The sequence below is a fragment of the Heyndrickxia sp. NPDC080065 genome (assembly GCF_050281185.1).
Classification (GTDB): domain Bacteria; phylum Bacillota; class Bacilli; order Bacillales; family Bacillaceae_C; genus Heyndrickxia.
The window spans coordinates 248,823-272,724 of record NZ_JBNNWS010000006.1; the positions used below are offsets into that span (position 1 = coordinate 248,823).

General features: G+C 34.7%; 25 protein-coding genes. 19 read left to right on the plus strand and 6 right to left on the minus strand.

Annotated features, from left to right (window positions below):
• Positions 1–256 precede the first annotated feature (256 nt).
• Positions 257–799, plus strand: coding sequence for a helix-turn-helix domain-containing protein (locus ACQKP0_RS09220; protein ID WP_427405533.1), 543 nt, complete (start codon positions 257–259; stop codon positions 797–799).
• A gap of 310 nt (positions 800–1,109) precedes the next feature.
• Here ACQKP0_RS09220 and ACQKP0_RS09225 read toward each other — a convergent pair whose 3' ends face one another.
• Positions 1,110–1,460, minus strand: coding sequence for an aminopeptidase P family N-terminal domain-containing protein (locus ACQKP0_RS09225; RefSeq protein ID WP_427405534.1), 351 nt, complete (start codon positions 1,458–1,460; stop codon positions 1,110–1,112).
• Between the two features lie 176 nt (positions 1,461–1,636).
• Here ACQKP0_RS09225 and ACQKP0_RS09230 point away from each other — a divergent pair, with 176 nt between their 5' ends.
• From ACQKP0_RS09230 to ACQKP0_RS09310, 17 genes are all read left to right on the plus strand, one after another.
• Positions 1,637–2,092, plus strand: a complete 456-nt coding sequence (locus ACQKP0_RS09230) for a MarR family winged helix-turn-helix transcriptional regulator (RefSeq protein WP_427405535.1) — start codon at positions 1,637–1,639, stop codon at positions 2,090–2,092.
• A 125-nt stretch (positions 2,093–2,217) separates the two neighbouring features.
• On the plus strand, positions 2,218–3,759 hold the full coding sequence (locus tag ACQKP0_RS09235; protein ID WP_427405536.1) for an ABC transporter substrate-binding protein: 1,542 nt from the start codon (positions 2,218–2,220) through the stop codon (positions 3,757–3,759).
• A 74-nt stretch (positions 3,760–3,833) separates the two neighbouring features.
• Positions 3,834–4,751, plus strand: coding sequence for an ABC transporter permease (locus ACQKP0_RS09240; protein WP_427405537.1), 918 nt, complete (start codon positions 3,834–3,836; stop codon positions 4,749–4,751).
• Between the two features lie 11 nt (positions 4,752–4,762).
• A complete protein-coding gene (locus tag ACQKP0_RS09245; RefSeq protein ID WP_427405538.1) occupies positions 4,763–5,671 on the plus strand; it encodes an ABC transporter permease in 909 nt (302 codons plus the stop codon).
• A gap of 2 nt (positions 5,672–5,673) precedes the next feature.
• Positions 5,674–6,672, plus strand: coding sequence for an ABC transporter ATP-binding protein (locus ACQKP0_RS09250; RefSeq protein ID WP_427405539.1), 999 nt, complete (start codon positions 5,674–5,676; stop codon positions 6,670–6,672).
• Positions 6,662–7,633, plus strand: a complete 972-nt coding sequence (locus ACQKP0_RS09255; protein ID WP_427405540.1) for an ABC transporter ATP-binding protein — start codon at positions 6,662–6,664, stop codon at positions 7,631–7,633. Before ACQKP0_RS09250 ends, ACQKP0_RS09255 begins: the two co-directional genes overlap by 11 nt.
• A 19-nt stretch (positions 7,634–7,652) precedes the next feature.
• The gene (locus ACQKP0_RS09260; RefSeq protein WP_427405541.1) at positions 7,653–8,834 is read left to right on the plus strand and encodes a M24 family metallopeptidase; all 1,182 of its coding nucleotides are present in this window, start codon (positions 7,653–7,655) and stop codon (positions 8,832–8,834) included.
• A gap of 401 nt (positions 8,835–9,235) precedes the next feature.
• Complete coding sequence (locus tag ACQKP0_RS09265) at positions 9,236–11,344, plus strand: BglG family transcription antiterminator (protein WP_427405542.1); 2,109 nt, start codon at positions 9,236–9,238, stop codon at positions 11,342–11,344.
• A complete protein-coding gene (locus tag ACQKP0_RS09270) occupies positions 11,341–12,330 on the plus strand; it encodes a 6-phosphofructokinase (protein WP_427405543.1) in 990 nt (329 codons plus the stop codon). Before ACQKP0_RS09265 ends, ACQKP0_RS09270 begins: the two co-directional genes overlap by 4 nt.
• 13 nt (positions 12,331–12,343) lie before the next feature.
• Positions 12,344–12,652: a PTS sugar transporter subunit IIB gene (locus tag ACQKP0_RS09275; RefSeq protein ID WP_427405544.1), complete on the plus strand. Its 309-nt coding sequence runs from the start codon at positions 12,344–12,346 to the stop codon at positions 12,650–12,652.
• A gap of 29 nt (positions 12,653–12,681) precedes the next feature.
• Positions 12,682–13,971 (plus strand): PTS sugar transporter subunit IIC, encoded by a 1,290-nt coding sequence (locus tag ACQKP0_RS09280; RefSeq protein WP_427405545.1) that lies wholly within the window; start codon positions 12,682–12,684, stop codon positions 13,969–13,971.
• A gap of 30 nt (positions 13,972–14,001) precedes the next feature.
• Positions 14,002–14,400 (plus strand): hypothetical protein, encoded by a 399-nt coding sequence (locus ACQKP0_RS09285; RefSeq protein WP_427405546.1) that lies wholly within the window; start codon positions 14,002–14,004, stop codon positions 14,398–14,400.
• A 30-nt stretch (positions 14,401–14,430) separates the two neighbouring features.
• Positions 14,431–15,291, plus strand: coding sequence for a class II fructose-bisphosphate aldolase (locus tag ACQKP0_RS09290; RefSeq protein ID WP_427405547.1), 861 nt, complete (start codon positions 14,431–14,433; stop codon positions 15,289–15,291).
• A gap of 105 nt (positions 15,292–15,396) precedes the next feature.
• On the plus strand, positions 15,397–16,005 hold the full coding sequence (locus ACQKP0_RS09295) for an AAA family ATPase (protein ID WP_427405548.1): 609 nt from the start codon (positions 15,397–15,399) through the stop codon (positions 16,003–16,005).
• A 438-nt stretch (positions 16,006–16,443) separates the two neighbouring features.
• Positions 16,444–17,232, plus strand: a complete 789-nt coding sequence (locus ACQKP0_RS09300) for a glycoside hydrolase family 25 protein (RefSeq protein ID WP_427405549.1) — start codon at positions 16,444–16,446, stop codon at positions 17,230–17,232.
• A gap of 193 nt (positions 17,233–17,425) precedes the next feature.
• The gene (locus ACQKP0_RS09305; protein WP_427405550.1) at positions 17,426–17,956 is read left to right on the plus strand and encodes a dihydrofolate reductase family protein; all 531 of its coding nucleotides are present in this window, start codon (positions 17,426–17,428) and stop codon (positions 17,954–17,956) included.
• A gap of 336 nt (positions 17,957–18,292) precedes the next feature.
• Positions 18,293–19,549, plus strand: a complete 1,257-nt coding sequence (locus ACQKP0_RS09310; protein ID WP_427405551.1) for an ATP-binding protein — start codon at positions 18,293–18,295, stop codon at positions 19,547–19,549.
• A gap of 356 nt (positions 19,550–19,905) precedes the next feature.
• Here the strand turns inward: ACQKP0_RS09310 and ACQKP0_RS09315 are convergent, their stop codons facing one another.
• From ACQKP0_RS09315 to ACQKP0_RS09335, 5 genes are all read right to left on the minus strand, one after another.
• Positions 19,906–20,046: a hypothetical protein gene (locus tag ACQKP0_RS09315; RefSeq protein ID WP_427405552.1), complete on the minus strand. Its 141-nt coding sequence runs from the start codon at positions 20,044–20,046 to the stop codon at positions 19,906–19,908.
• Entirely contained in the window at positions 20,043–21,110 is a 1,068-nt protein-coding gene (locus ACQKP0_RS09320) for a tetratricopeptide repeat protein (protein WP_427405553.1), read from the minus strand. The genes ACQKP0_RS09315 and ACQKP0_RS09320 overlap by 4 nt, the downstream gene beginning before the upstream one ends.
• A gap of 160 nt (positions 21,111–21,270) precedes the next feature.
• Positions 21,271–21,966 carry an SRPBCC domain-containing protein gene (locus ACQKP0_RS09325; protein ID WP_427405554.1) on the minus strand — a complete coding sequence of 232 codons (696 nt, stop codon included), beginning with the start codon at positions 21,964–21,966 and terminating at the stop codon, positions 21,271–21,273.
• Positions 21,963–22,277, minus strand: a complete 315-nt coding sequence (locus ACQKP0_RS09330) for a metalloregulator ArsR/SmtB family transcription factor (protein ID WP_427405555.1) — start codon at positions 22,275–22,277, stop codon at positions 21,963–21,965. The genes ACQKP0_RS09325 and ACQKP0_RS09330 overlap by 4 nt, the downstream gene beginning before the upstream one ends.
• Before the next feature lie 258 nt (positions 22,278–22,535).
• A complete protein-coding gene (locus ACQKP0_RS09335; RefSeq protein WP_427405556.1) occupies positions 22,536–23,141 on the minus strand; it encodes a TetR/AcrR family transcriptional regulator in 606 nt (201 codons plus the stop codon).
• 110 nt (positions 23,142–23,251) lie between these two features.
• On the opposite strand from ACQKP0_RS09335, the gene ACQKP0_RS09340 reads away from it, so the two are divergent.
• The gene (locus tag ACQKP0_RS09340) at positions 23,252–23,821 is read left to right on the plus strand and encodes an isochorismatase family cysteine hydrolase (protein ID WP_427405557.1); all 570 of its coding nucleotides are present in this window, start codon (positions 23,252–23,254) and stop codon (positions 23,819–23,821) included.
• The last annotated feature ends 81 nt before the right edge of the window (positions 23,822–23,902 follow it).

Below are 23,902 nucleotides of genomic sequence, written 5' to 3' on the forward strand. Positions count from 1 at the left end.
AATTGGGGATTTGAACAGGACTACCAAACCTAATTATAAGGAGTTTTATGATATTATTAAATTGATGAATTTACCATTAAAATACATTTTAAATTGAAAAATATCTTCACAAATGAGAATTAATTTAATATATAACTAATGAAATTTTATATATTTATTTTTTCTATTTTCGAAGTGAATGTAAATAGTGCCTCTTAGTAAATAAACTTCACAGAAGAGTAAGCATGATTAATGTCATTAAAGGGAGTGGGGAAAAGTGAACGATGAAATTGGAATAAAAATAAAGAAATTACGAAAAGAGCGTAAGTTAACATTAAAACAAATAGCAGATCATACTAATCTTTCTATCAGCTTTTTATCTCAAGTGGAACGTTCAAAATCATCTATTACGCTTGAATCATTGAAAAAAATTTCTGAAGCACTTGGAGTCAATCCAAGCTACTTCTTTTCAAAATCCGATAAGAAAGTAGAAACAACTGTTATGAGAAACGTAATTAAAACTAGCACCCTTAATAACCAATTTTTTTATAGGGATTTAGCGGGCAACATTGAAAATCCACTATTTAATCCTATATTAGTCTTGCTTAATCCAGGTGCTAATAAAGAAGATTCTTATTCACATTCGGGGCAAGAATTTCTTTACGTTCTAGAAGGGAAGCTTACAATCCTTATTGACAAAGAGGAGCATGATTTGAATCCCTTTGACTGTATTTTCCTAGATTCAACAACCCCCCACAATTGGATTAATAAAACAGATTCGATTGTAAAATTCCTTTGCATTTCAAGTATTCCTGTATAGGTTTCAACGGGTTAATTGGACATTATGATTATTGAGGTAGCTTCGAGTCATTCGTCCTTTACGATAAAGCGTTCTTTGTTGTTTCAATCGTAGGCGCCTTTCTAATTGGTGTATTCGATATGCTCATTATCATTACAACCATCAATTTATTTTAATAGAGCGTGGAAAAAAAGCTGATTTCCCCTAACCATTAGAGGAATCAGCTTTACTTTTCCATATTTCAGGACAGTTCACTCTAGCTATAAAGCACAATTTACCAATTTGCGAGGCGTAATTTCATAGATATGCAGCTTGAACTACTTCCTTACCATTACTCATGTGGCATGACACTTCTTTCTAAACCGGAAGGTGTCGGATATTTTGATAGTAATATTTTTATATGATCTAAATAAGAAGTTCCCATATGACTTTTTTCCGGATGCTCATAATAGACATAAAGGTTATCAACTTGTCCTTCACTCATTGCATGATTTTCTTCTAAAGCAGGAATGATTAAGCTTGTTTTATCCATGTCCACAGCTAAAACAACCGGGCGCGAATACGTAATTGCTTTAAATCCACTCATATAATACTTATTTTCAAAGTTCATGATTACACTGGCCATTACATTGTTTTTTTCCATAAACGATTTTAATGCTACTATTCTTTTACTAGCATCCATAGTTTACATCCCCCTTTTATTCTGCGGTCATTAGTATGAAAAATACGCCTATTATATAATATTTACTATCACCAATGAATTCCCTCTATTTATAATATTAAAAATATAAAATAAAAAGGTTGACAAAGGCAACTAGTGAAATTATATTTATATTTAATTCAGAAAAGGGTGATTTTTTGGAATTTGTTAATTATACAGAAGATATTCGACGTTTTAATCGATTTTATACACGAATTATTGGAGTAAATAACCAATATACAGATCAAACAAAGTATTCTTCGACAGAGGCACAAATTTTGTATGAAATTAGTATCAAAGAGAAATGTACTGCAGCGTATTTACGTGACTATTTCAAACTTGATAAAGGCTATTTAAGTAGAATACTAAAAAGATTTGAAAATGAGGTCTTAATAATAAAAACGGCCTCAAATGAAGATAAAAGAGTGTCTTACTTACATATTACGGAACATGGTACAAAAGAACTGAATTCGTTAATTAACACAGCTAATCGAAATGTCTACAACATGATTGAAAAAATACCAGTTGAAGAGTTGGATGAACTAATTCAATCAATGAGGAGAATAGAAAGCATTTTAAAAAATTATGAGAATGAGATTTATGCAATTAAATAGAAGATGTTAACCCACTAGAGATTCATCATAGAAAAGCTCTTCTTTTATTTCAGATTCCTGTGTTTTATTCACTAATTTTTTTAGTGAATTTTTTTATAAAACATAATTTACGAGGGGGTTTTTTTGTGAGAAAAAAAGCGTTTTTATCGATTTTAATGTTACTAGTAATCTTCGCTACAGCTTGTTCTCCAAAAACAGCAGGAACTGATTCTAGTAAAAAGGGGAAGAGTAGTAAAAGAGATAATATTGTTATAGGAATAGAATCCGATGCTGCAACACTATTAGCCAATACCGATGTCAACTATATAACAGATGTTCAAATACGTAATATTTACGATCCTTTGATTAAAAGAAATCCAGAAACTGGTGGTTTCGAACCAGCGCTAGCAACAGAGTGGAAAAACATCGATGAAACTACTTGGGAAATTAGCTTAAGAGAAGGTGTTAAATTTCAAAACGGTAAACCGTTTAACGCAGAGGCTGTAAAATTTAATATTGATTATATCCTTGATAAGAAAAATAACTCTACCTATTTATCAAGATGGGCCAATGTTAAAGGAGTGAAAGTAGTAGATGATTATAAAGTGCAAATCATAACCTCTCAGCCTTTTCCAACAATGATTGCAAGAATTGCCGATGATCTCCTTATTATGGAACCAAGTAATGTGGAAGAGCTTGGATTGGTAGAAGCAGCAAAAAAACCAGTTGGAACAGGTCCGTATAAATTAAAAGAATGGGTTCGTGATGACCATTTGACATTGGTAGCCAATAATGATTATTGGGATGGAAAACCTTCTATTAAGGAGGCTACGTTCCGCTATATTCCTGAATTCAGTAGTAGACTTTCAGCTTTCTTAAGTGGAGAAATTGATTTATTTAAGAATATACCTGTCGATTCTGTAGAGAATGTAAAAAATAATGCAAATTCAAAAGTAGAAAGTATCGGCTCTTCTCGTATCAATTACTTAGCACTAAATACATTAGTAAAAGGTCCTTTACAAGATCAAAAAGTACGTCAGGCCATTAACTATGCGATAGATGTCGATGAACTATTAAAGGCAGTATTAAATGGAAATGGTACAAAAATGACAGGTCCATTATCAAAAATAAATGCCGATTACGTGGAAACGACGGACTATGGATACGACCCTGAAAAGGCCAAGAGTCTTATAAAAGAAGCGGGTTATGATCCAAAGGATTTAAAACTAACACTTGACACTCCTAACGGTCGATATCCTATGGATTCACAAGTAGCACAAGCAATTGCAGCTCAACTAAAAGGGATAGGAATAGAAGTTAAGGTACAGGTAAACGAATGGGGAAACCATTTGAATAAAATTCAACAACGGAAGGAAGGAGATATGTTTATTTTAGGATGGGGTCCTGCATTTGATGCACAGTCAACCATTGAAAACCTCTTTATGAAAGACGCACCTTACAGTGGTTTTTATGAGCCGGAAGTAGAAAAAACCATTCAAAAAGCTATTCCGATTTTTGAAGAAGCTAAAAGAAAGCAAGCTTTTGGTGAAATTCAACAACTATTAGTTGAACAAGCAGCATGGGTTCCACTTTGGCAACAGGCAGATCTTTATGCGGTGAATAAAAATTTAGATTTCAAACCAAAAGTTGACGAGAGTATGAAAGTTGTTGATATGAGTTGGAAATAAAAATCTAGAAGGAAGGGTAGCCCCTTCTTTCTATCCTCGCAATATTGTAAGTCGAAATGGAGGATTCCGTATATATGGTTGAATTTATTATAAAACGTACGATACAAATGGTTATTGTCATATTTCTTGCACTTACAGCGGTGTTTTTCTTACTTAGACTCTCAGGGGATCCAGCTACCTTATTCCTTCCTCCAGATGCACCAAGAGATCAAATTGCTCAATACCGAGAAATGTTAGGTTTTGATCGTCCTTTATATGTTCAATACGGAGATTTCCTTATTAAAGCAATCCAAGGGGATTTTGGTGAATCATTACGCAGCCACGAAGATGCTTTATCCGTTGTATTAGACAGGATTCCAGCAACCTTTCAATTAGCGTTTTCAGCACTTGGTTTATCGCTATTAATTGCCATACCTGTTGGCATTCTATCTGCACATAAAAGAAATACTTTCTATGACCGCTTAGGAGTAGGGTTTACAGTATTGGGTCAAGCCATACCTAGCTTTTGGCTAGGTTTGTTATTAATATTCTTTTTTGCTGCAGTATTACATCTACTACCGTCTGGCGGTGGAGGCTCCATTTATCATATGATCTTACCGACTATCACATTGGCTGCTTATAGTGTTGCCCGATTTGCTCGATTTACCAGGTCGACCATGTTAGATGTATTAAGGAAAGATTATATTCGAACGGCAAAAGCATCTGGGGTTCCTATGGCACGAATCCTTTTTAGATATGCATTAAAAAACTCACTTATTCCTATCATTACTTTAGTAGCATTGGATTTAGGGGTTTTGCTAGGGGGAGCAGTTATTACCGAAGTAGTGTTTTCGTGGCCAGGAGTTGGAAGATTACTTATGCAATCACTACTAAATCGTGACTTTCCAATTGTGTTAGCCGGCGTTTTTTTAATCGCTGTCATCTATTCTGTGATAAATTTTATTGCTGACATAGCTTATGCCTATGTGAATCCACAAATTCGTGTGAAATAGGAGGTGATAGAATGTCAAATGTGATCATTGAAAATGAAACGAATCCAACAGTTGTAATGCCTTCGATAAAAAGGAAATCTAAAATAAAGCATTTTTTTAAACAGCTTAGTAAAAGTAAAACTGGTTTAGCAGGATTTATTATCATGATCTTTTTATTAATTTTAGGAATTGTAGGAGATTGGATCGTCCCGTTTGATCCTTTAAAAGCTAACTTTGGACAAAAACTTCTCCCACCTATGACAGCAGGTCATTTACTCGGTACGGATCAGCTTGGTCGTGATATTCTGTCACGAATCATTTCGGGAACCAAAATTTCCTTAATTATTGGGATTACAACTGTTTTTTTCTCAGGTTTAATTGGAAGTATTATAGGAATCATTTCTGGTTACTTTCGTGGGTGGATTGACGTAATTTTAATGAGGATTGTTGATGTCCAGCTTAGTTTTCCTTTTATTTTACTAGTATTAGTTGTAAACGCCGTACTAGGGGCTGGTTTAAAAAACATCATCATTTCATTAGTAATTGGTGGTTGGGTTATTTTTGCGCGTGTAGTTAGAAGTGAAGTTTTAGCACTAAGAGAAAAAGAGTTTATCTTATCTTGTGTGGCAACAGGAGTTCCTAGATGGGAAATCATTGTGAAACACATTTTACCTAACTTGTTCACACCGATTATTGTCCTATCCTCACTACAGGTAGCTTCCTTTATTATTGCTGAAGCATCGGTTAGTTTTCTAGGATTTGGAGTTCAGCCACCACAACCTGCTTGGGGAAATATGTTGAATGAAGGTAAGGATTACATCTTTAATTCATGGTGGCTCATCACATTCCCGGGAATAGCAATCGTAATCACCACTTTAGGGGTTAATCTATTTGGCGATTGGTTACGAGATGAACTTGATCCAGAATTGAAGGGGGACTAATTGTGAGTAATAAGATTCTTGAAGTGAAAGATTTACATGTACAATTTAAAACTCCCATGGGGATTGTTCAACCTGTAGACGGTGTTGACTTTCAGGTTAATGATGGTGAAACACTAGGGATTGTTGGGGAATCTGGATGTGGAAAAAGTGTGACTTCGTTAGCAGTAATGGGGTTACTTCCTTCACCAATTGGTTATATTGCCAAGGGTGAAATCTTGCTTGACGGGAAAAAAATATCTCATTTAAATGATCGTGATATGAGGAAAATAAGGGGAAACGAGATGGCGATGATTTTTCAAGAGCCAATGACCTCTTTAAATCCAGTTTTCACAATTGGTGAACAGCTTAGTGAGCCACTAAGACAGCATACTAAGCTTAGTAAGAAGGAAATTCGTGAAAAAATTATTGAAATGTTGAAACTTGTGGGAATTCCAAGGTCCGAGGAAATAATAAACGAATATCCACATCAACTCTCTGGTGGTATGAGGCAAAGAGTAATGATCTCATTAGCTATGCTTTGTAAACCTAAGCTATTGATAGCAGATGAACCTACTACTGCGTTAGATGTAACAATTCAAGCTCAAATATTAGATTTAATGAAAAAAATTAAAAATGAAAATCAAATGGCGATGGTTTTAATTACTCATGATCTCGGTGTAATTGCAGAAATATGTGAAAGGGTAATTGTCATGTACGCAGGACAAATTGTAGAAAATACAGATGTTCGTACGTTGTTTAATGATCCGAAGCATCCTTATTCACAGGGACTTTTGTCTTCCTTACCAAAAATGAATAATAGAAAACAAGAGTTATATTCTATTAAAGGTAATGTCCCGAGACCAGATGAAATTCCGCAAGGTTGTGCATTTTCAACGAGATGTCCACATGTTTTAGATAAATGTAGAACTGAAAGACCCCCACTATTGAAACTTGAGAATCAATCGTGTCGGTGTTGGTTATATGAGACTGAGGCAAAAGAGGTGATGTCACATGTCGAGTGAAGCAGTGTTAGAAGTAAAAGGATTAAAAAAATATTACGACATCAATCAAGGATGGTTTAAGGAAAATATCAAGGTAAAAGCCGTTGATGACATTTCCTTTAACGTTTATAAAGGTGAAACATTTGGAATTGTAGGAGAAAGCGGATGCGGTAAATCAACTACAGGAAGGACAATACTACGACTAGATCAGCCTACAGAAGGTCAAATTCTTTTTGAAGGGATCGATATCAGTCTTCTCCCATATGAAAAAATGCGAAAGTTAAGGCGAAAAATGCAAATGGTTTTTCAGGATCCTTATGCATCACTTAATCCTAAGAAAACGATTAAGCAAATATTAACTGAACCACTAAGAGTCCATAACCTATATTCAAAGAAAGAAAGACTCGAAAAAGCAGTCGAAATATTGGAAATTGTAGGACTATCCTCTTATCATTTAGAACGGTATCCACACGAATTTTCCGGTGGACAGAGGCAAAGAATTGGAATAGCGAAAGCGGTCATTTTAAATCCAGAACTAATTGTAACAGATGAACCAGTATCTGCTTTAGATGTATCGGTTCAATCACAAGTTATCAATCTACTATTAAAATTGCAAAAGGAATTTGGTCTTACCTACATCTTTATTTCCCATGATCTCGGTGTAGTTAGACACATAACCGATAGAGTAGCTGTAATGTACTTAGGGAAAATAGTAGAGCTTGCTAATACGGAACAACTTTTCATAGATCCAAAGCATCCATACACAAAGGCACTTATTTCGGCAGTACCGATTAACCATCCGGATGAAAAGAAAGAAAGAATTGTTTTATCAGGGGACGTGCCTAGTCCAGCAAACCCTCCTAGTGGTTGTACATTTCATCCCCGTTGCTCATCCTGTATGGACATTTGTAAAAAAGAAAAACCCCCTGTGATTTCGTTTGATGATGGTCACACAGTGGCTTGTCATTTATATACAAAATAAAAATAAGGAGTGTTGAAAAATGTTATTAGCTATATCCAAAAAGGAAATTTTAGAAAGACAGGAAAAGTTTTATGGAATTTTACAAGAAAAACAGATTGATTGTGCAGTCCTATTTAGCGTAACTGATATATTTTATTTAACGGGCTTCCATTTTCATCCAACAGAAAGGCCCGTTGGATTCTTTATCGATCCGAATAAACAAACCCATTTATTTGTACCCGCCCTTGAACATGAGCATGCAGAAGAGTTTGCCCATGTGAATTTTGTTCATTCTTATCCAGAGTATCCTGGTTTAAGGCATCCGATGGAATATTTCAAAGATGAATTAAATCAAGCGGGCTTTGAAGGGAAAACTGTTGGTTATGATTCGATTGGCTATGGTTCTTCCATGGGATACAGAGGTCCAGCGGTTAGCGAATTTTTAAGTGCTAAAGATTTTGTATCTATTAAATGGATTGTAGAGGAAATGCGTGTTGTTAAATCACCTGCAGAAGTCGAGCTCATAAAAGAATCTTGCCGTTGGGGAAATCTTGCACATCGTCTTCTTCAAAAATATTCAAAGCCAGGGTTTAGTGAGATTGAAATTACGAGTAAAGCCTCATCGGAAGCGACGATGGCAATGATCGAAACGCTTGGCCCGGACTATAAGCCACACGGAAGTACAGCGTATGCACTTTTTCGAGGTCAAGTAGGGGAAATGTCAGCATTCCCACATGCAGTTACGCAAAATTTACTGTTGAAAAAAGGGGATACTCTTGTAACCGGGGCAGCTGCAGATGTGTGGGGCTATCATAGTGAACTCGAGCGCACGATGTTTGTTCAAGAAGCCAACAGTGAGCAAGAAAAGTACTTTAAGATTATGTATGAAGCTCAGGAAATAGCTTTCAAATCAATTCGTCCAGGTGTTCCTTGCTCAACTGTGGAACAAGAAGTCCAAAAATACTTTAAAGAAGCAGGAGTTGAAAATCTTGTTCACCATCATACAGGTCATAGCATAGGTTTGTTAGGGCATGAAGCTCCATTCTTTGACTTAGGTGATGAAACCATTATGCAACCGGGAATGGTATTTACCGTTGAACCAGGTATTTATATAAGGGGACTAGGTGGCTTCAGGCATTCTGATACGGTTCTTGTTACAGAAGATGGAATGGAAATGCTAACCTATTATCCAAGAGATTTCGCATCTATGATTTGTTATTGATGTAAGTAGGACAAGGGGTCGGTTCACTTGTCCCGTCAACTGGGACAATGGACCAGACCCCACGTCCCGAAGTCAAACCAATTATTACGAGAATACGAATGGTTAAAAATCGATTTAAAATAGAAGATATTATAGATGTAATGAAAATTAAGATTGCTTAAGCAGGAGGCTGTTCTCTTGCTTTTTTTAATTCTAGTACTCCAACAAATACTTCTAGTTCTAAAGGACAAAATAGATATTTAAACAACAATCTGAAATATTCCCATGTTTTGTTGAGATGTTACAAGGTGAGGTCAATTTGGCGCTCACCTTATATTATTGCAGATTGAAGTTGCAAAAATATGTACTAAACTTTTTGAACATTAAAAATTATAATCAGACTATGAAAGGGGTTACAATCCATGAAAGAACGGACACAACGAGTATTTACAAGATTTCTAACGGTAAATACACACCTAACTTTTGAGGATTTAAGTAAAGAATTCTATATTAGTGAACGCACTTTACGGAACGAATTGGTATTGATTAATAAATATTTGGCTGAAAATAATTATCCTATTGTTACTACTACAAGAGGAAAAGGGCTGAATTTGACCCTTTCTAATAAAGATCGTAAAACGCTGTTGATGCAAATTGGTGGTAATAGGAAAAAAGATTATTATCAGCCAAATGAACGTTTTCTTGCACTCCTTTTAGATATTGTAGATACCACAAAAACTACAGTGCTATATGAAATGGAAGAAAAGTTACAGGTATCTAAAAGCACATTGGATGAAGATATGAGAAAACTTCGTAGGTTCTTAAAGGATTATGCAATTACTGTAGTTAGTTTACCGAAGCAAGGTGTTGTATTACAAGGCGATGAACGGTCTATACGATCCATGCTGTACGACGTGGTTAATAGTATGACAGATATTGATCACCTAATGAGGTATAAAGATTCAGATGCAGTGATTACCGTTATAGATCGATTACTACTAGATTATTTGGATACGAGAGTATTAGAGGTAATAGGAGAACATTATGATGATATATTGAAAAGGTCCAGATTAGATAGTAATCATACGTATCGCAATCAGATTATTCTATTTTTAAGTATATGGGTTAGACGTGTTCAAGAAGGAAATACCGTTAGTGAATTAGCAAAGGTGAGAGCGGAGATAAAAGAAGGACCTGTGAGAAATTTTGTAGATTTGACATGTATGGAGTTTGCTTTATATCCATCATTAAATGAAATTAAATATATTACTTTCACAATCGAATCATTCAACCCAAAAGATATGAATAATTCATTTGATTGGGTTACAGCACAATTATTAGCAATTCAATTAATAGAGCATGTAGAGAAGGTAACAGGAATTCCTTTTTCTCAGGAAGAAGACGATTTGTATGAAGGTCTTTATAAGCATATCACAGGATTGTTAACTAGAGGAAGAAACGATTTACAGGTATATAATCCTTTAAAAAACAAAATTAAAGAGTCTTATATAGAGATATATAATGCAGTAGCTTGTTTTAGTAAGCAAATAGTGGACTATACAAAGAAACGACTATCTGAAGATGAAATAGGATTTTTGACTATTTACTTTTCAACTTCTGAAAGTCGTATAAAGCAAGAAGAACAATATGTGTATCAAGCGGTTGTGGTTTGTAATCATGGAATTTCAACTGGAAAGTTGTTGGCTGCGAATTTAAAAGAGCAATTCAATATCGAGATTGTAGCGGTTTTAAGTTCGTATGAATTAGCTTTTATTGACAAGTTGGATATAGATTTAATCTTTACTACGATTTCTATTGATTATCCAAAAAAACCGATATTAATACTTAATCCAATTTTAAGGGAAAGTGACAAGAAAGAAATTAGAGCATTTTTACTCAAAAATAAAGACAAGAGAAGAACCATATCAAATAAGTTAGATGCCACAAAGTTATTACAAGATATTCTAGGATTGATTGAAACAAGTGGCGGAACGGTTACACAAGAAAGTTATAAAAAAGTAGAAAGTACTTTTAAAGGACACCATCTGACATTTAATACAAGGGAGATACAGCCGATGTTGCAGGATATTTTGAAGGATTCCAATATCTTACTGAAGCAAGAATGTAAAGATTGGAAAGATGCGATAACGAAAGTTGCAAAGCCTTTAGAAAAAGAGAAGGTCATAGAAAATCGATATATAGATGCAATGATTAAGTCTGTTGAAGAATATGGACCTTATATAGTAGTAGGAAAGCATTTAGCATTAGCACATGCACGACCAGAAGATGGCGTAAATAAATTAGGAATTAGTGTCATGACGCTAAAAGAACCTGTAGATTTCGGCAATCCAGATAATGACCCAGTGAATATTGTTTTTTGCTTAGCCGCAGTGGATTCTTATTCACATTTAAATGTGATGAAAAATCTGATTGAGTTAATTAACGATGAAGATAAATTGGCTAATTTATATAAGTCGAATGATTTGAAAACGTTTAATCAGGTCCTATACGGAAATGAAGTGGTGAAATGAGAAAAGTAGCAATTATTACTAGTGGCGGAGATGCAAGTGGGATTAATGCTGTGCTTGAAGGATTTCTTACAAACGAAGAAATTGAATTATGGGGATTTCATGGTGGGTTCGACGGGATATGTGAAACTGATCCATATAGGTTAACTAAAAAAATGGTAAAGGAACATATCAATACAGGAAATGCTTTATTACGTACATCAAGATCTCAGAGAACTTTTTCAAAAGAAGGTAGATCAGAAATAATAAGTAAATTAAAAGAAAAAGATTTTGAGATGTTAGTTGTTTGTGGCGGTGAGGGTTCAGGTAAAGGGGCGAGCCTTTTATCAAAAGAAGGAATGAATACTTTATTAGTACCTATGACAATTGATAACAATATTTATGGCACTGACTACACTGTCGGCTACCATACAGCTTGTAACTATATTGCAGATGCAGTGAGGAGATTACGTCAAACTGGAATGAATTTACCTGATCGTATTTTTATGGTGGAAACATTTGGGGGTAATTCAGGACAATTGGCATTAGGCGGAGCAATAACAGGAGGTGCTGATTATGTTTTACTCCCTGAGCAACCAATTGACATGGAGAAATTATTATTTAGAGCGAAAGAATGTATTGAGAAACAAGGGCAATTTATTGTATTAAATTGTGAATCCAATACCTTAAATGGTAAGTGGGTACGTGGAAAACAAGGGGCAAGTTTTGAAATAGGAGAAGCTCTTGAGAAAGTTTTGAATAATCGTGTGAGATATTCCATTTTGGGATATACCCAACGAGCAGGCGATGCAATAGGGTCAGATGTAGTGGATGCAATAAAGATTGGGATAGCTGTTGCTGAAGAAATTGTAAAAGGTACCACAGATGTGATGATAGGCCTTATAGACGGAAAGGCAGTACGAGTTCCTTTAGAAGATGTATTTAGTAAAACAAAGGAGTTAATAGCAACAAATAAATATATAGCTCAAAAAATGAAAATTATTGATTAAGGGAGAGTGTGACATGAAAAAAGTAAATATCTTATTTGTATGTGGAGCAGGTTTAGGAAGTAGTTTTGCTTGTCAAATGGCAGCAGAAGATGTGTTAAATAAGCTAGGTGTAGATGCAAAATTAGACCATAGTGATATTTCTTCTGCAGTATCATTAAAGCCGGATATCATCATTACCGCACAAAATTTTCAATCACAATTTGAGAAATTCTCAGTTGATCCTAATCAAACGACAATTGTTTATTTGAGAAATATTGTATCTAAGCAAGAGATAGAAGAAAAAGTCACTCCGGTATTAAAAGAAAAAGGGATTTTAGCTTAATACAGTCAAAGAGGGGTGGAGATATATAAATGAGTGTGATTAATTTTATTATCCAAAATATTTTAACACAGGCATCAGTCACAATCGCATTAATTGCCATGTTGGGATTGATTTTGCAAAAGAAATCATTTGGACAAGTAATTTCAGGTTCGTTAAAAACGATGTTGGGATTTATGGTGTTGTCAGCAGGTTCCAGTATTATCGTTGGTAGTTTAACTTATTTTGGTAAGATTTTCAAAGAAGGTTTCCATATGCAAGGGATTATTCCTTCGATTGAAGCTATTAACGGTCAGGCAATGAATGAGTTAGGTCTGGGCCGTGATATTGCATTAACCTTCTTAGCTATTTTTATTTTTAATATTTTAATTGCACGGTTCACGAAATGGAAATACATCTTTTTAACTGGTCAGGCTATTCTTTGGATGGCTACTATGACAACGGTGTTTGGTTACTTTGCTGGTTTACGTGGTGTTGTATTGATTTTAGTAGGCGGTTTTATTGGGGGCATTTTTGCAGTAGCTATGCCAGCGATTGCACAGCCTTTTGTTCGTAAGATTACTGGTATGGATGAACTAGCTTTAGGACATTTCTGTACAATCGGGTATGTATTTGAAGCGGGTGTTGCTAAACTTTTTGGTGAAAAAGGGGAAAAGAAAAAGTCAATAGAAGACTTAAAATTACCTAAACAATTAGAGTTTTTACAAGACACTTATCTATCAGTGATGGTAGTTATGGTTCCGCTTTTTGTCATCACAGCGGCATTTGCAGGTGAAAAGTTTGGTTCTACATTATCAGGTGACACCAACTATTTAATGTTTGCGTTTTTACAATCTATCCAATTCGTTGTAGGGGTATATGTATTATTATCAGGGGTTCGCTTATTGCTAGGTGAAATTGTTCCAGCATTTAGAGGAATTGCAATGCGATTAGTTCCGAACGCAGTTCCTGCATTGGATTGTCCAGTACTGTTTCCATATAGTCCTAATGCAGTAATTTTAGGATTTATCACGACTACTATAGGTTCTATTATTGCAATGTTTGTGCTACCTACGTTTGGTTTGGCAATGATCTTACCAGGTATGCTTACAAACTTCTTTGCGGGTGGTACCGCTGGTATCTTTGGTAATTTAACAGGTGGACGCCGAGGGGCAATTATCGGTGGTATTGCACATGGTTTCTTCATTGCGTTATTACCAGCATTATTAGTAACTATATTTAATTCTATGGGATTTGTTAATGCAACTGCTACAGATGTAGATACAGTAACAGCAGCATTACTTTATGCATGGTTAATTGGTCCAATCTTAAAGGCATTTTAAGATATTCGAAAGTGGAAAGGAGGTTTAGTAATGTTTGGTTTTGGTAAGAAAAAAGATAAAAAAGCAACAAAAGAAGTGATAGAAGAAACTGTGTTAACAGAGGAACAAAAAGAAGAATTATTACGTTCCATCTCCGAGAAGAAAGAAGAAATAGATAATGTAGATGGCGAGGAACAAGCAAATATTTATGAAGAGATTGGAATAGCGTTTAGTACACTTGGTGAAGTAGACAATGCCATTGATGCATTAGAAAAAAGTATTAAAACGAAAAAATCTGTAGGTGATGGTTACAAAACTTTATTAAAACTGTATAACAAGAAACGTGCAGAAGCAGCAAAAGCAAATGATGAAGAATCATTACAACTATATCTAAAGAAAATTGATCAAATGATGCAAGTTTCTAAAGATGTTATTCGAGGTGTGAAATAAGAGTTTAGTATAAAGGGAGAAGAATAGTTCATGTATACAACATTAAAAGAAGTAACAAGTAGGGCAGAAGAATTAAATTTTACAGTTGGTGCATTTAATACACATAATTTAGAGATGTTACCCAGTTTGATACATGCAGCAAAAGAGCAAGGGGCACCGATTATTATTCAAACAAGCATTGATACCGCGAAATATATTGGCCACGAAAATCTAGTTGCAATATGTAAATCTATGGCTACAAAAAATATGGTAGATGTGGTTTTGCATTTGGATCATGCAAGAGAATTTGATGATATTAAAGAGGCTATCGACAAAGGGTATACATCAGTGATGTTTGATGGTTCTCATTTACCATTTAAAGAAAATATTATGAAGACACGGGCAGTAGTCGAATATGCACACAAACATGGTGTATCAGTAGAGGGTGAAATAGGAACGATTGGTGGTACTGAAGAAGGGATTCATGTAGATGAGGATAATAAGGTATATACCGATCCAAAAGATGCTGTAGAGTTTGTAAAAGCAACAGGGGTAGATGCTTTAGCTATTGCAATTGGAACTAATCATGGTCAGTATAAATCTAAAACAGAAGTAAATATTCCTCTATTAAAAGAAATCAATGCGTTAGTAGATGTGCCATTAGTTATTCATGGGGGCACAGGTGTTAATGAAAAGGATATTCATAAATTAATTGATAATGGGATTCGTAAATTTAATGTAGGCACTGAATTATTAGTAGCATGGACGAAAAAAGCGAAAGAAACATTTGGGGAAACAAAAGAAAATAAATCATTACGTCATAATATCATTCCATGTAATGATGCAGTAAAAGAAATCGTAAAACATAAAATTGGTATCTTTATGAATAAAGAAGATCTCATCAATAAATAATTGAGTTAGTTGTTCCCCTAAGGGATAGAGAAGTTGTGGATAATAAGGAGAGTACGGGGGATTCCTTGTACTCTTCTTTATTCGTTAGTTTTTGAGGTGATTACTATGAATAAAGTCTTGATATTATTAGCAGGTTTACCGGGAACAGGGAAAACCTACTTGAGTAATATCGTCAAGAAAAAATTCGGTGAATTTAATATCCTTTCTCAGGATGAACTGAAAGAATATTATTGTGATGTGTATGGATTTAAAAATTTAGAAGAAAAGCAGGAAGTAGAAAAAATAGCATGGGCGAAGTACTATGAAATTATGGAACAACAAATGCAAGTAGGTAGTAATATTATGTCTGATTATCCTTTTAGTCAGAAACAGAAGCCTAATATTCTGCAATTAGTAGAAAGATATGGTCATAAGGTTGTTACTATTCGGTTAATAGCAGATTTAGATGTATTGTTTGAACGTCAAAAAGAGCGAGATTTGGACCCAACAAGGCATTTAAGTCATATTGTAACTTCTTACAAAAAGGGTGATTATTTAGCTGATAGAAGTAAAGCAGATAATTTATTAACCTATGAAGAATTTATAAAAAGATGTACAACAAGAGGATATGAAACGTTTGTATTAGGGAAATTATATGAAGTAGATGTAACAGATTATACAAAAGTGGATTATTTTAAGTTGTTGGAAGATATAAGACTATGGATGAAAATATAGTGTGAACTTATAATTCCATTTGAAATAGGTGGACACAGGGACGGTTCTCTTGTCCCATTTTTTCATTAAATCGGGACAATGGACCTTACCCCATGTTCCTGCTGAATCGAAGTAAGAGTGATGAGTAAATCGTCGCTCTTTTTTATTTGAAGGCTGTTTTCGTAAAGATTGTTGCTTTTCGTAAATAGCTCAATACTTAATTAAACTGGTTTTGTGCTCTTTTCTCCATCCCGTACTTATTATATAAGTGCAAAAACAACCGTAAAAATCCTACCAGATATTTACTGCGTAAAATCTCAGCCGATTTTTACTTTGTTACAAATAGCAACAAAGTATTAGAAAAGAACCTATTTGAAAAACAAACAAAACTACCACTCTTTTTGCCTGTACAAGTCAACCGATACTTTCATTTTATATATTAAAGGAGAATGATAGATTATGAAATGGATAGACATTTCTCATTATCAAAATGAAAGTGGAAAAATTGACTGGAACAAAGTAAAGGCTGACGGTGTGGAAGGTGTTATGGTTAAAGCAACTGAAGGTATCACTTGGACGGATAAATACTTTTATGAAAACGTAAAAGATGCTAGATCAGCCGGACTATATGTTGGAGCATACCATTATACCTATGCTGATACTGTTGAAATTGCAGAAAAAGAAGCTGCTTTTTTCTTGAATTATATAAAAGGATTAAAGTTAGACGTTGTATCCCTTGATGCAGAATATCCTAAAGCGAAAGGCAATCTATCTGTTGTTATAAACGCCTTTATGGGAAGAATCAAAGATCGAGCTAACAAGGTATGGCTGTACACTTATCCTTATTGGGCGAAAGACCATTTAGATAAGTCAGTGACAAAATGGGATTTGTGGATCGCTCATTACGGAGTCGATAAACCTACGCTTTTTTATTGGGATAAATATGTAGCTTGGCAATATACCAGTACTGGAAAGATAAATGGGATTGTTGGTGAAGTTGACGTAAATAAAGTATTAGTTGGTTTTCAAGGATCTTCTAATCCACCTATTAATAATAATGATATGTACAAGGTTAATAAAGCTGTAAGTGGATACTTTACAGCAGCAGATGCCAAAGCCAAGAAAAATAAAATGACAACAGTAAAACCAGGCACATACTATGTCTATAACAAATCTGCTGGAATGATAAATGTTACTACTCAAAAAGGTGTGCCAGGCAGCTGGATTAACCCAGCGGATAATAAATAGGGACGAGGGACGGCTCTCTTGTCCCGTTTTTTGCATTAAATTGGGATGTCGAGCCTGGGACAATGGACCAGACCCTACGTCCCGGCTTTTTTTATTTTAACATGACATTACGTGTCATGTTTTATTGTTAATATAGTTAATACCTTATGTGTGATCAATAAGGCATATTCAATAGAAATATAGGAGGGAAATTATGCCACGGGAAGTTGTTTTATTTATTGGGACTAGTTTAGATGGATTTATTGCCAAAGAGGATGATAATTTGCAATGGCTGGAAGAAACAGAGGGAGAAGGTGACAATGGATATACAGAGATGTATCAATCGATTGATACTACGATTATGGGAAAGAGAACGTATGATTATGTAATGGAACATTCAGAAACATTTCCGTATCCTGATAAAAAGTGTTACGTTTTTACCACTTCTGAAAAAGGTTCAAATGAATATGTGGAATTTGTAAATGAAGATGTAGTAGCGTTTACAAAAAAGTTAAAAGAACAAGAAGGTTCGAAAATATGGATGGTTGGTGGGGCTAGTATACTTGATGCTTTTATAAAAGAAAATTTAATTGATGAGTATATTATTACTGTCACACCTCATATATTGGGTTCTGGTATTCCGTTGTTTAAAGAAAAGAATCCACAAATAGATTTAATTTTACTAAATACAAAACGTTATGGACAGTTTGTACAATTACATTATAAGGTGAGACAAGGGAAGTAGTAGTTTTCTCTTGCCGAACAGGATTTGTAAAACGTATTTCATTTAGCTCATTCCTTTAATTAGGGATGGGCTTTTTATAACGTTTAGAGTTCAGATTTCTCTTTGTAGGGAAGCAGGGCGGTTCTCCTGTCCCGATTTTTCTAATTAGATTGGGCCAGCCTGGGACAATGGACCTGACCCCGCGTCCCACCAAACCGGTACAGTGGACCCGACCAAATGTTCCTGAAAAATAGAAAACTAACTATTTTTATTTTTGAAAAAACTGTATATAATTATCTTAATCTCTTTTCCTTTACTGCTTTAATGACAATTAAATTGAATTTAGGGGCGTTGTGCATGGGGATATCGACACTATTATTAAATGCGTTCATTATCATCATTTGTATTTTTTGCTATCAAATCTTTTGGTTAGATAAATGTAGAAAAAAAGCGCGTAATAATGTGTTCATTTCTTTTCTTTCATCTATTGCAATTGTTCTTTGTATGACGTTCCCTTTCAGTCTTCAGTCGGGTTATATCTTTGATTTACGGCTTATTCCAGTTCTTTTAGCCGTACTCTATGGTGGTTTTAGGCCATTTATCTTCATTACTTTTTTCTATCTTTCTTACCGTTTTTTCTTAGGTGGAAACGGAATTTTCCCTTCAGTTATCGTACATTTTATTAATACTTCCATTATTTTAGGATTTCGATATTTTCAATGGAATAATATGAAAAAAAGAAAAATATTGTTCGGTACACTGCTCACTTTTCTCTGTACTATTCTCTTTTCCATATTTGCTTTTATGAACGAAATACGGATAAGAGGTACATTAGATGTTGAGTGTATTTATTTTTTAACCAATTTTATCGTAATCAATACCCTTACTGCTTTGCTGTCACTTTATCTTATTGAGGGAATGATAGAAAGGTATAAAATGAAAGAAAAAATTCAGCGTGCAGAAAAATTCTTTGTTACTAGTGAATTAGCAGCTGCTATTGCCCACGAAATACGAAATCCATTGACCGCGGTATATGGATTTATTCAATTGTTTAATAAAATCGAAATCACTGAAAAACAAAAGAGTGAGTATTTGCAAGTGATGATGACAGAGTTAGAAAAAGTTCAACTCGTTATTAACGATTATTTATCTCTGGTAAAACCACAAATTCCTATGAAAGAACGATTAGATATTAGGTCCATTGTCCATCAGGTAATAGACGTTATATTGCCGATGGCCAGCCAAAATAATGTTAAAGTTGAAAGCAATATTATAGGTTCTCTTTATATACATGCCAACACGGTTCATTTAAAACGGTGTTTAATTAACATTGCAAAAAATGGGATTGAAGCCATGTCAAACGGAGGGATCCTACGAATTAATGTAAAAAAGGTAAAGAATGATATTGTGATTGAGATAATCGATTCAGGAATTGGAATGTCGCCTGAGGAGATTGATCGAATCGCTATGCCGCAATATTCTTTAAAAGAAAAAGGAACCGGGATGGGTACTATGATTTCATATAGTATTATTAAAGAATTAAACGGAGATATAGAGATTAAAAGCGAAAAAGGGGAGGGGACACAGTTTTCTATTATTATTCCTTCTTCATAAAGAGCTCACGAGGGGGAAAACTGTGACGCACCTTTCTATCTGTGCTTGAGGGACACTAGTTCAGTTATTAGTGACAAAATGGGATAATTTCTTAAGTTTGCGGACAAAGGTTCCGTTATTTTATAAAAAAGCAGTGATTTCCTGTGTTTTTTCGTAAATAGCGGACTCAGTGTCCACATAGCCCTTAAATTAGGGGCATTTAATAAAAATAACGGATTCCATGTCCGCTTTTGATAAAAAAATTAACGCTCAAAGCGATAATTGAGCGTTAGTATGTGTATGCGTGTGTTATTTAATATTTTTTTAGGTTATTCTCTACATTAACAGTTTTAAACCCAATTGAGTGCTTTCCGATCTTATACCAAATCTTTAGTGGAGTCCGGAACAATTCCGCGCTCTGCATACTGGTTTGTGTGTGATTGATTCTCACTGTAGCCCGCTAGAACTCCAAACATAGTTACTAATGCAAATACTCCAAATAACAATTTCTTTTTCATATTAACGCCTCCATTTTATTAATCATATTTTTAGCTTTAAGGGTGATTTCGTAGTATTCAGTAGCTTTCCTGTATTCCTGATTTTGAAGATAAAACCTTGCGAAAATTTGGGCATATTCTTCAACGTCTAACCATAAGTTTTCATTTTGAAAGTAAGAAATTCCTTCTTTAAATGTTTTCTCAAACTCTTCGGTTCCAAGATGAATGGCATGTAAAAGTTTGAGTTTCATCTGGTATTCATTATTTCCTAATTCTTCAGCCAGTGCTTCGCCTTTTCTAAGCCATTCTTTAGCTAACTCAATCCTTCCTAATTTAAAATGTTCCCTTGTTAATAAAAACATCGTTTGAAGGAAATAGTCATGGTTTCCACTTTCGATGACATCGGTCAAATAACGAATGGCGGCTTCAGAGAGATCTTGTTCTGCATACATTAATCCTAAGTTATGATTGACTAGAGCTAACGCTTGTTTATTACCAGCTTTTTGTGCTTTATCTCGTGCCTCATGGAACTCTTCTTCTGCTAGTGAAAACTGTTTCATATCAATATAATTCAAAGCAAGCAGCATACTGCAATCACTTTGGCGCAAACGATAGTTATCATGTTTTTGAAAGATCTTTAATGCACGTTGAGTATAGTTGATCGACATGAGGCTTTCTTTAATTTGATAATAGACTGACGCTATTTTGTAGTGAAATTCAGCCTGTTCAGCAGGAGGTATTTGATCAAGATGCTTTTCCGCTAAGTAATAGGATTCAAGAGCATCCTCATATTTTTTTAAATTATAGGAATGTATACCCTTAAAAAATTGATAATAAAAAGTTGAACTTTCGTCTGAAAAACTTCCGATTTTTTCAATGATCGTATTTGCTTGAGAGTAGTTCTTTTGAAGAAAGTAATACCTTGCTGATAAAAATACATATTTTTTGCTTTGAGATAACTCTTTGTCATCTTCGAAAACGGTTTCAATTTCTTGCTTTAGTTCTTTTGCCTGCTTGATATTACGATGTGTAATCAAAGTTTCCCACTTCTCTAATACCTCGTATGTTTTTTCAGATGTAAGCAACAACCCCCACTCCTTTTTCGTATTCACATATCTACCTAATATTGTAATCGAATAATATTGAAATGTGTATTGAGAAAATTGGGAAAATTTTATCAAATTAAAAGGGGTTATGAGTATGAATTTTCTCAAGTTGGGACAAGGGACCAGACCCTCTGTCCCATCAATGCTGTAGTTTGGTGCCGTATGGGATGGTTGTTATGTTAATGGTGCAGTGGTGATTTTGGCGTTGTATGTCTAAGGTGATTTCTTTATCAGGTCCCATTTGTGTAATTTGAGTTTCAAAGTCATCATAATTGTGAATGGTTTGACCGTTTAAGGATTGGATGATATCACCAACTTGAATGATGCCATCTGCTGGGGTATGTGAGATAATCTTTACGACCTCAACCCCCGATTTAGATGGATGGGTTCTATGGAGTACGCCTATCCAGCTAGCCCAGAAGGTATGTCGAATATCGATATTTTTTTCAAGAACACTTTTAAAGTTTTTCATAAATTGATAGGTACCGAACATCATATTTTCCATTTCCATAATACCGATGTCATCTGACCATAATCCAGTGTATTCTATTGATACTAAGCTTCCTCCATCTTGTGGTGTAATCGTCCAAATGGTTAACCCCTTATCTGACCCTTCAATAACTAATTTTTCATTTTCTTTTATTTCAGTTATTATCCCGCTATATGTAACACCCCAGCCGTAATCTAAATCAATTTTTCCGCCGATTGCTAGGTTGATTTCACATTGTTTGGTCTCCCATTTATTTCGTTGACTAGGAACGGTAAGAGCTTTCCAAACCTTTTCTACTGGAACATTAATGAAAATATCTTTTTTTGCTGAATGATAAGTTGTCATCTATGATCGTCCTCTTCCAAAAAATTTTTTAAGTTCATTAGCTTCTGTTCTAAAATAATTCCTAATTCCTGTTGTAATTGTTTAAAGTGCAAATGAAACACACTCTCATTTAATTTGTAATAGCAGAATTTTCCCTCCCGTCTCTCTTCAAGTAAATTTTCTTCCAATAGGATACTTAGATGCTTTTTTATTGCAGGCTGTGAAATAGAAAATGAATGAACGATTTCCGATTGGTTGTATTCTCTTTGAGAAGTCATAAGTAAAATCTTTCGTCTGATAGGATCTGCAATAGCACGATAGATGTCAGTCATACTTTCCTCCATTTATATAACCTTTTGGTTATATGATGAGTTTATCAGAATACACATTTTTAAGTCAAGTGATGATTTTCAGATATCAATCAGTGCAAATAAGATTACTTTTATAGACCATACTATTGTTGTAGTTTCTTTTGATGAATTGAAATGTAAAGATGTTTAAATTATGGATTCTTTTTAACTAACCTCTCAATTTAGTTCCAGAAGAAAAGGTTCCAAAAATTAAGGAACCTTTTTTGCAGCTCGATTGCTTCAATTAACCGAAATAAATGTTGAATAAAGTTGTTCCAAAATCTCATCTGGAGAATATCCACGTACATCTTTTTGGAAAAAATATGAATCACTGGTTAAAGCTAATAGCACCATATCGGCTTTGAAGACACTGTGTGACAGCTCATTTGATGCTATCTCGTTAAAAAGTTCGACCAATATTTGATGCAATTCATTATATAGAGGGCTTCGGGCTCGAGATGTAAGTGGATTTGTTGATTTGGTTTCCTCGACTCCTGTAAGTAATTGTGCTTTCTTTTCTCGGAAACGAATAAAGATGCTTAGAACTTTTTTCAATCTTTGATCGGGGGGAACTGTCTCGTTTTCCTTCAAGTACACTTCAATATCTTCAAAAAATAGATCGACGCTTTCTTTAATTAAATCCAGACATAATTCACCTTTGTTTCGATAACGGCGATAGAGCGTTCCCGCACCGATCTGTGCTTCTGTGGCGATTTGATTCATGCTTACTTGTTCGACACCATATTGTTCAAATAGCCTGTGAGCTGTATTTAATATGAGCTGACGATTTTTAGCTGCATCACGACGTTCGATGCGAGCGGGGGTTGGATTTTCTTCATTCACCATATTGTCACTCCCTATAACGATAATCTTGACAAACGGAGAATTCTCCGTTTAATATGAAAGAGGAGAGTTCTCCGTTTAATTTTAATCCAAAAAGGAGGAATTTACAACGTATGCAAAATCAACATAATAAAACTGCATTGTTAGTAATGGACCTACAAAATGGTATTGTTTCCCGTTACGGAGAAAATAAAGAAGTTTTTCAACCCTTTCAAAAAGCTATTGAAGCTGCACGTCTAAACAATATTCCAGTTATCTTTGTCAGGGTGGGCTTTAGCGAAGGGTATCCAGAGATTAGCCCAAAAAACAAAGGATTTTCAGCTATATCTAAACATGGTGGAATGACTTTATCCGATGAATCAACACAAATTCATGAATCTGTACAGCCTAAACCCAATGAACCAGTTGTGACTAAATATCGCTTTAGCGCTTTCGCCGGTAGTAATCTTGAAGTGATCCTTCGCTCGCAACAAATCGATACTCTTGTTCTTAGCGGGATTTCTACAAGTGGTGTTGTTTTATCTACATTGCGGGAAGCTGCGGATAAAGATTTTTCCCTTACGGTGCTTTCGGACGCATGTCTTGATGCTGATCCAGAAGTTCACCGCGTTCTTATGGAAAAGGTATTTCCTCGTCAAGCAAATATGCAAACCGTTGACGATTGGATTAGCACTTTGAATTGATAATTTTAGAAAATAACGTGTCGTTAACTACCAAGCGCCTCTTAATGTGGCGCTTGTTGGTTTTTAAACACGAAATAAAAA

Excerpts from the sequence above, each read along its gene's own strand:
- ACQKP0_RS09225 (WP_427405534.1), bottom strand. The coding sequence starts at position 1,460 with ATGGATGCTAGTAAAAGAATAGTAGCATTAAAATCGTTTATGGAAAAA.
- ACQKP0_RS09240 (WP_427405537.1), top strand. The coding sequence starts at position 3,834 with ATGGTTGAATTTATTATAAAACGTACGATACAAATGGTTATTGTCATA.
- ACQKP0_RS09245 (WP_427405538.1), top strand. The coding sequence starts at position 4,763 with ATGTCAAATGTGATCATTGAAAATGAAACGAATCCAACAGTTGTAATG.
- ACQKP0_RS09255 (WP_427405540.1), top strand. The coding sequence starts at position 6,662 with ATGTCGAGTGAAGCAGTGTTAGAAGTAAAAGGATTAAAAAAATATTAC.
- ACQKP0_RS09260 (WP_427405541.1), top strand. The coding sequence starts at position 7,653 with ATGTTATTAGCTATATCCAAAAAGGAAATTTTAGAAAGACAGGAAAAG.
- ACQKP0_RS09265 (WP_427405542.1), top strand. The coding sequence starts at position 9,236 with ATGAAAGAACGGACACAACGAGTATTTACAAGATTTCTAACGGTAAAT.
- ACQKP0_RS09270 (WP_427405543.1), top strand. The coding sequence starts at position 11,341 with ATGAGAAAAGTAGCAATTATTACTAGTGGCGGAGATGCAAGTGGGATT.
- ACQKP0_RS09275 (WP_427405544.1), top strand. The coding sequence starts at position 12,344 with ATGAAAAAAGTAAATATCTTATTTGTATGTGGAGCAGGTTTAGGAAGT.
- ACQKP0_RS09280 (WP_427405545.1), top strand. The coding sequence starts at position 12,682 with ATGAGTGTGATTAATTTTATTATCCAAAATATTTTAACACAGGCATCA.
- ACQKP0_RS09285 (WP_427405546.1), top strand. The coding sequence starts at position 14,002 with ATGTTTGGTTTTGGTAAGAAAAAAGATAAAAAAGCAACAAAAGAAGTG.
- ACQKP0_RS09290 (WP_427405547.1), top strand. The coding sequence starts at position 14,431 with ATGTATACAACATTAAAAGAAGTAACAAGTAGGGCAGAAGAATTAAAT.
- ACQKP0_RS09295 (WP_427405548.1), top strand. The coding sequence starts at position 15,397 with ATGAATAAAGTCTTGATATTATTAGCAGGTTTACCGGGAACAGGGAAA.
- ACQKP0_RS09300 (WP_427405549.1), top strand. The coding sequence starts at position 16,444 with ATGAAATGGATAGACATTTCTCATTATCAAAATGAAAGTGGAAAAATT.
- ACQKP0_RS09305 (WP_427405550.1), top strand. The coding sequence starts at position 17,426 with ATGCCACGGGAAGTTGTTTTATTTATTGGGACTAGTTTAGATGGATTT.
- ACQKP0_RS09310 (WP_427405551.1), top strand. The coding sequence starts at position 18,293 with ATGGGGATATCGACACTATTATTAAATGCGTTCATTATCATCATTTGT.
- ACQKP0_RS09315 (WP_427405552.1), bottom strand. The coding sequence starts at position 20,046 with ATGAAAAAGAAATTGTTATTTGGAGTATTTGCATTAGTAACTATGTTT.
- ACQKP0_RS09325 (WP_427405554.1), bottom strand. The coding sequence starts at position 21,966 with ATGACAACTTATCATTCAGCAAAAAAAGATATTTTCATTAATGTTCCA.
- ACQKP0_RS09330 (WP_427405555.1), bottom strand. The coding sequence starts at position 22,277 with ATGACTGACATCTATCGTGCTATTGCAGATCCTATCAGACGAAAGATT.
- ACQKP0_RS09335 (WP_427405556.1), bottom strand. The coding sequence starts at position 23,141 with ATGGTGAATGAAGAAAATCCAACCCCCGCTCGCATCGAACGTCGTGAT.
- ACQKP0_RS09340 (WP_427405557.1), top strand. The coding sequence starts at position 23,252 with ATGCAAAATCAACATAATAAAACTGCATTGTTAGTAATGGACCTACAA.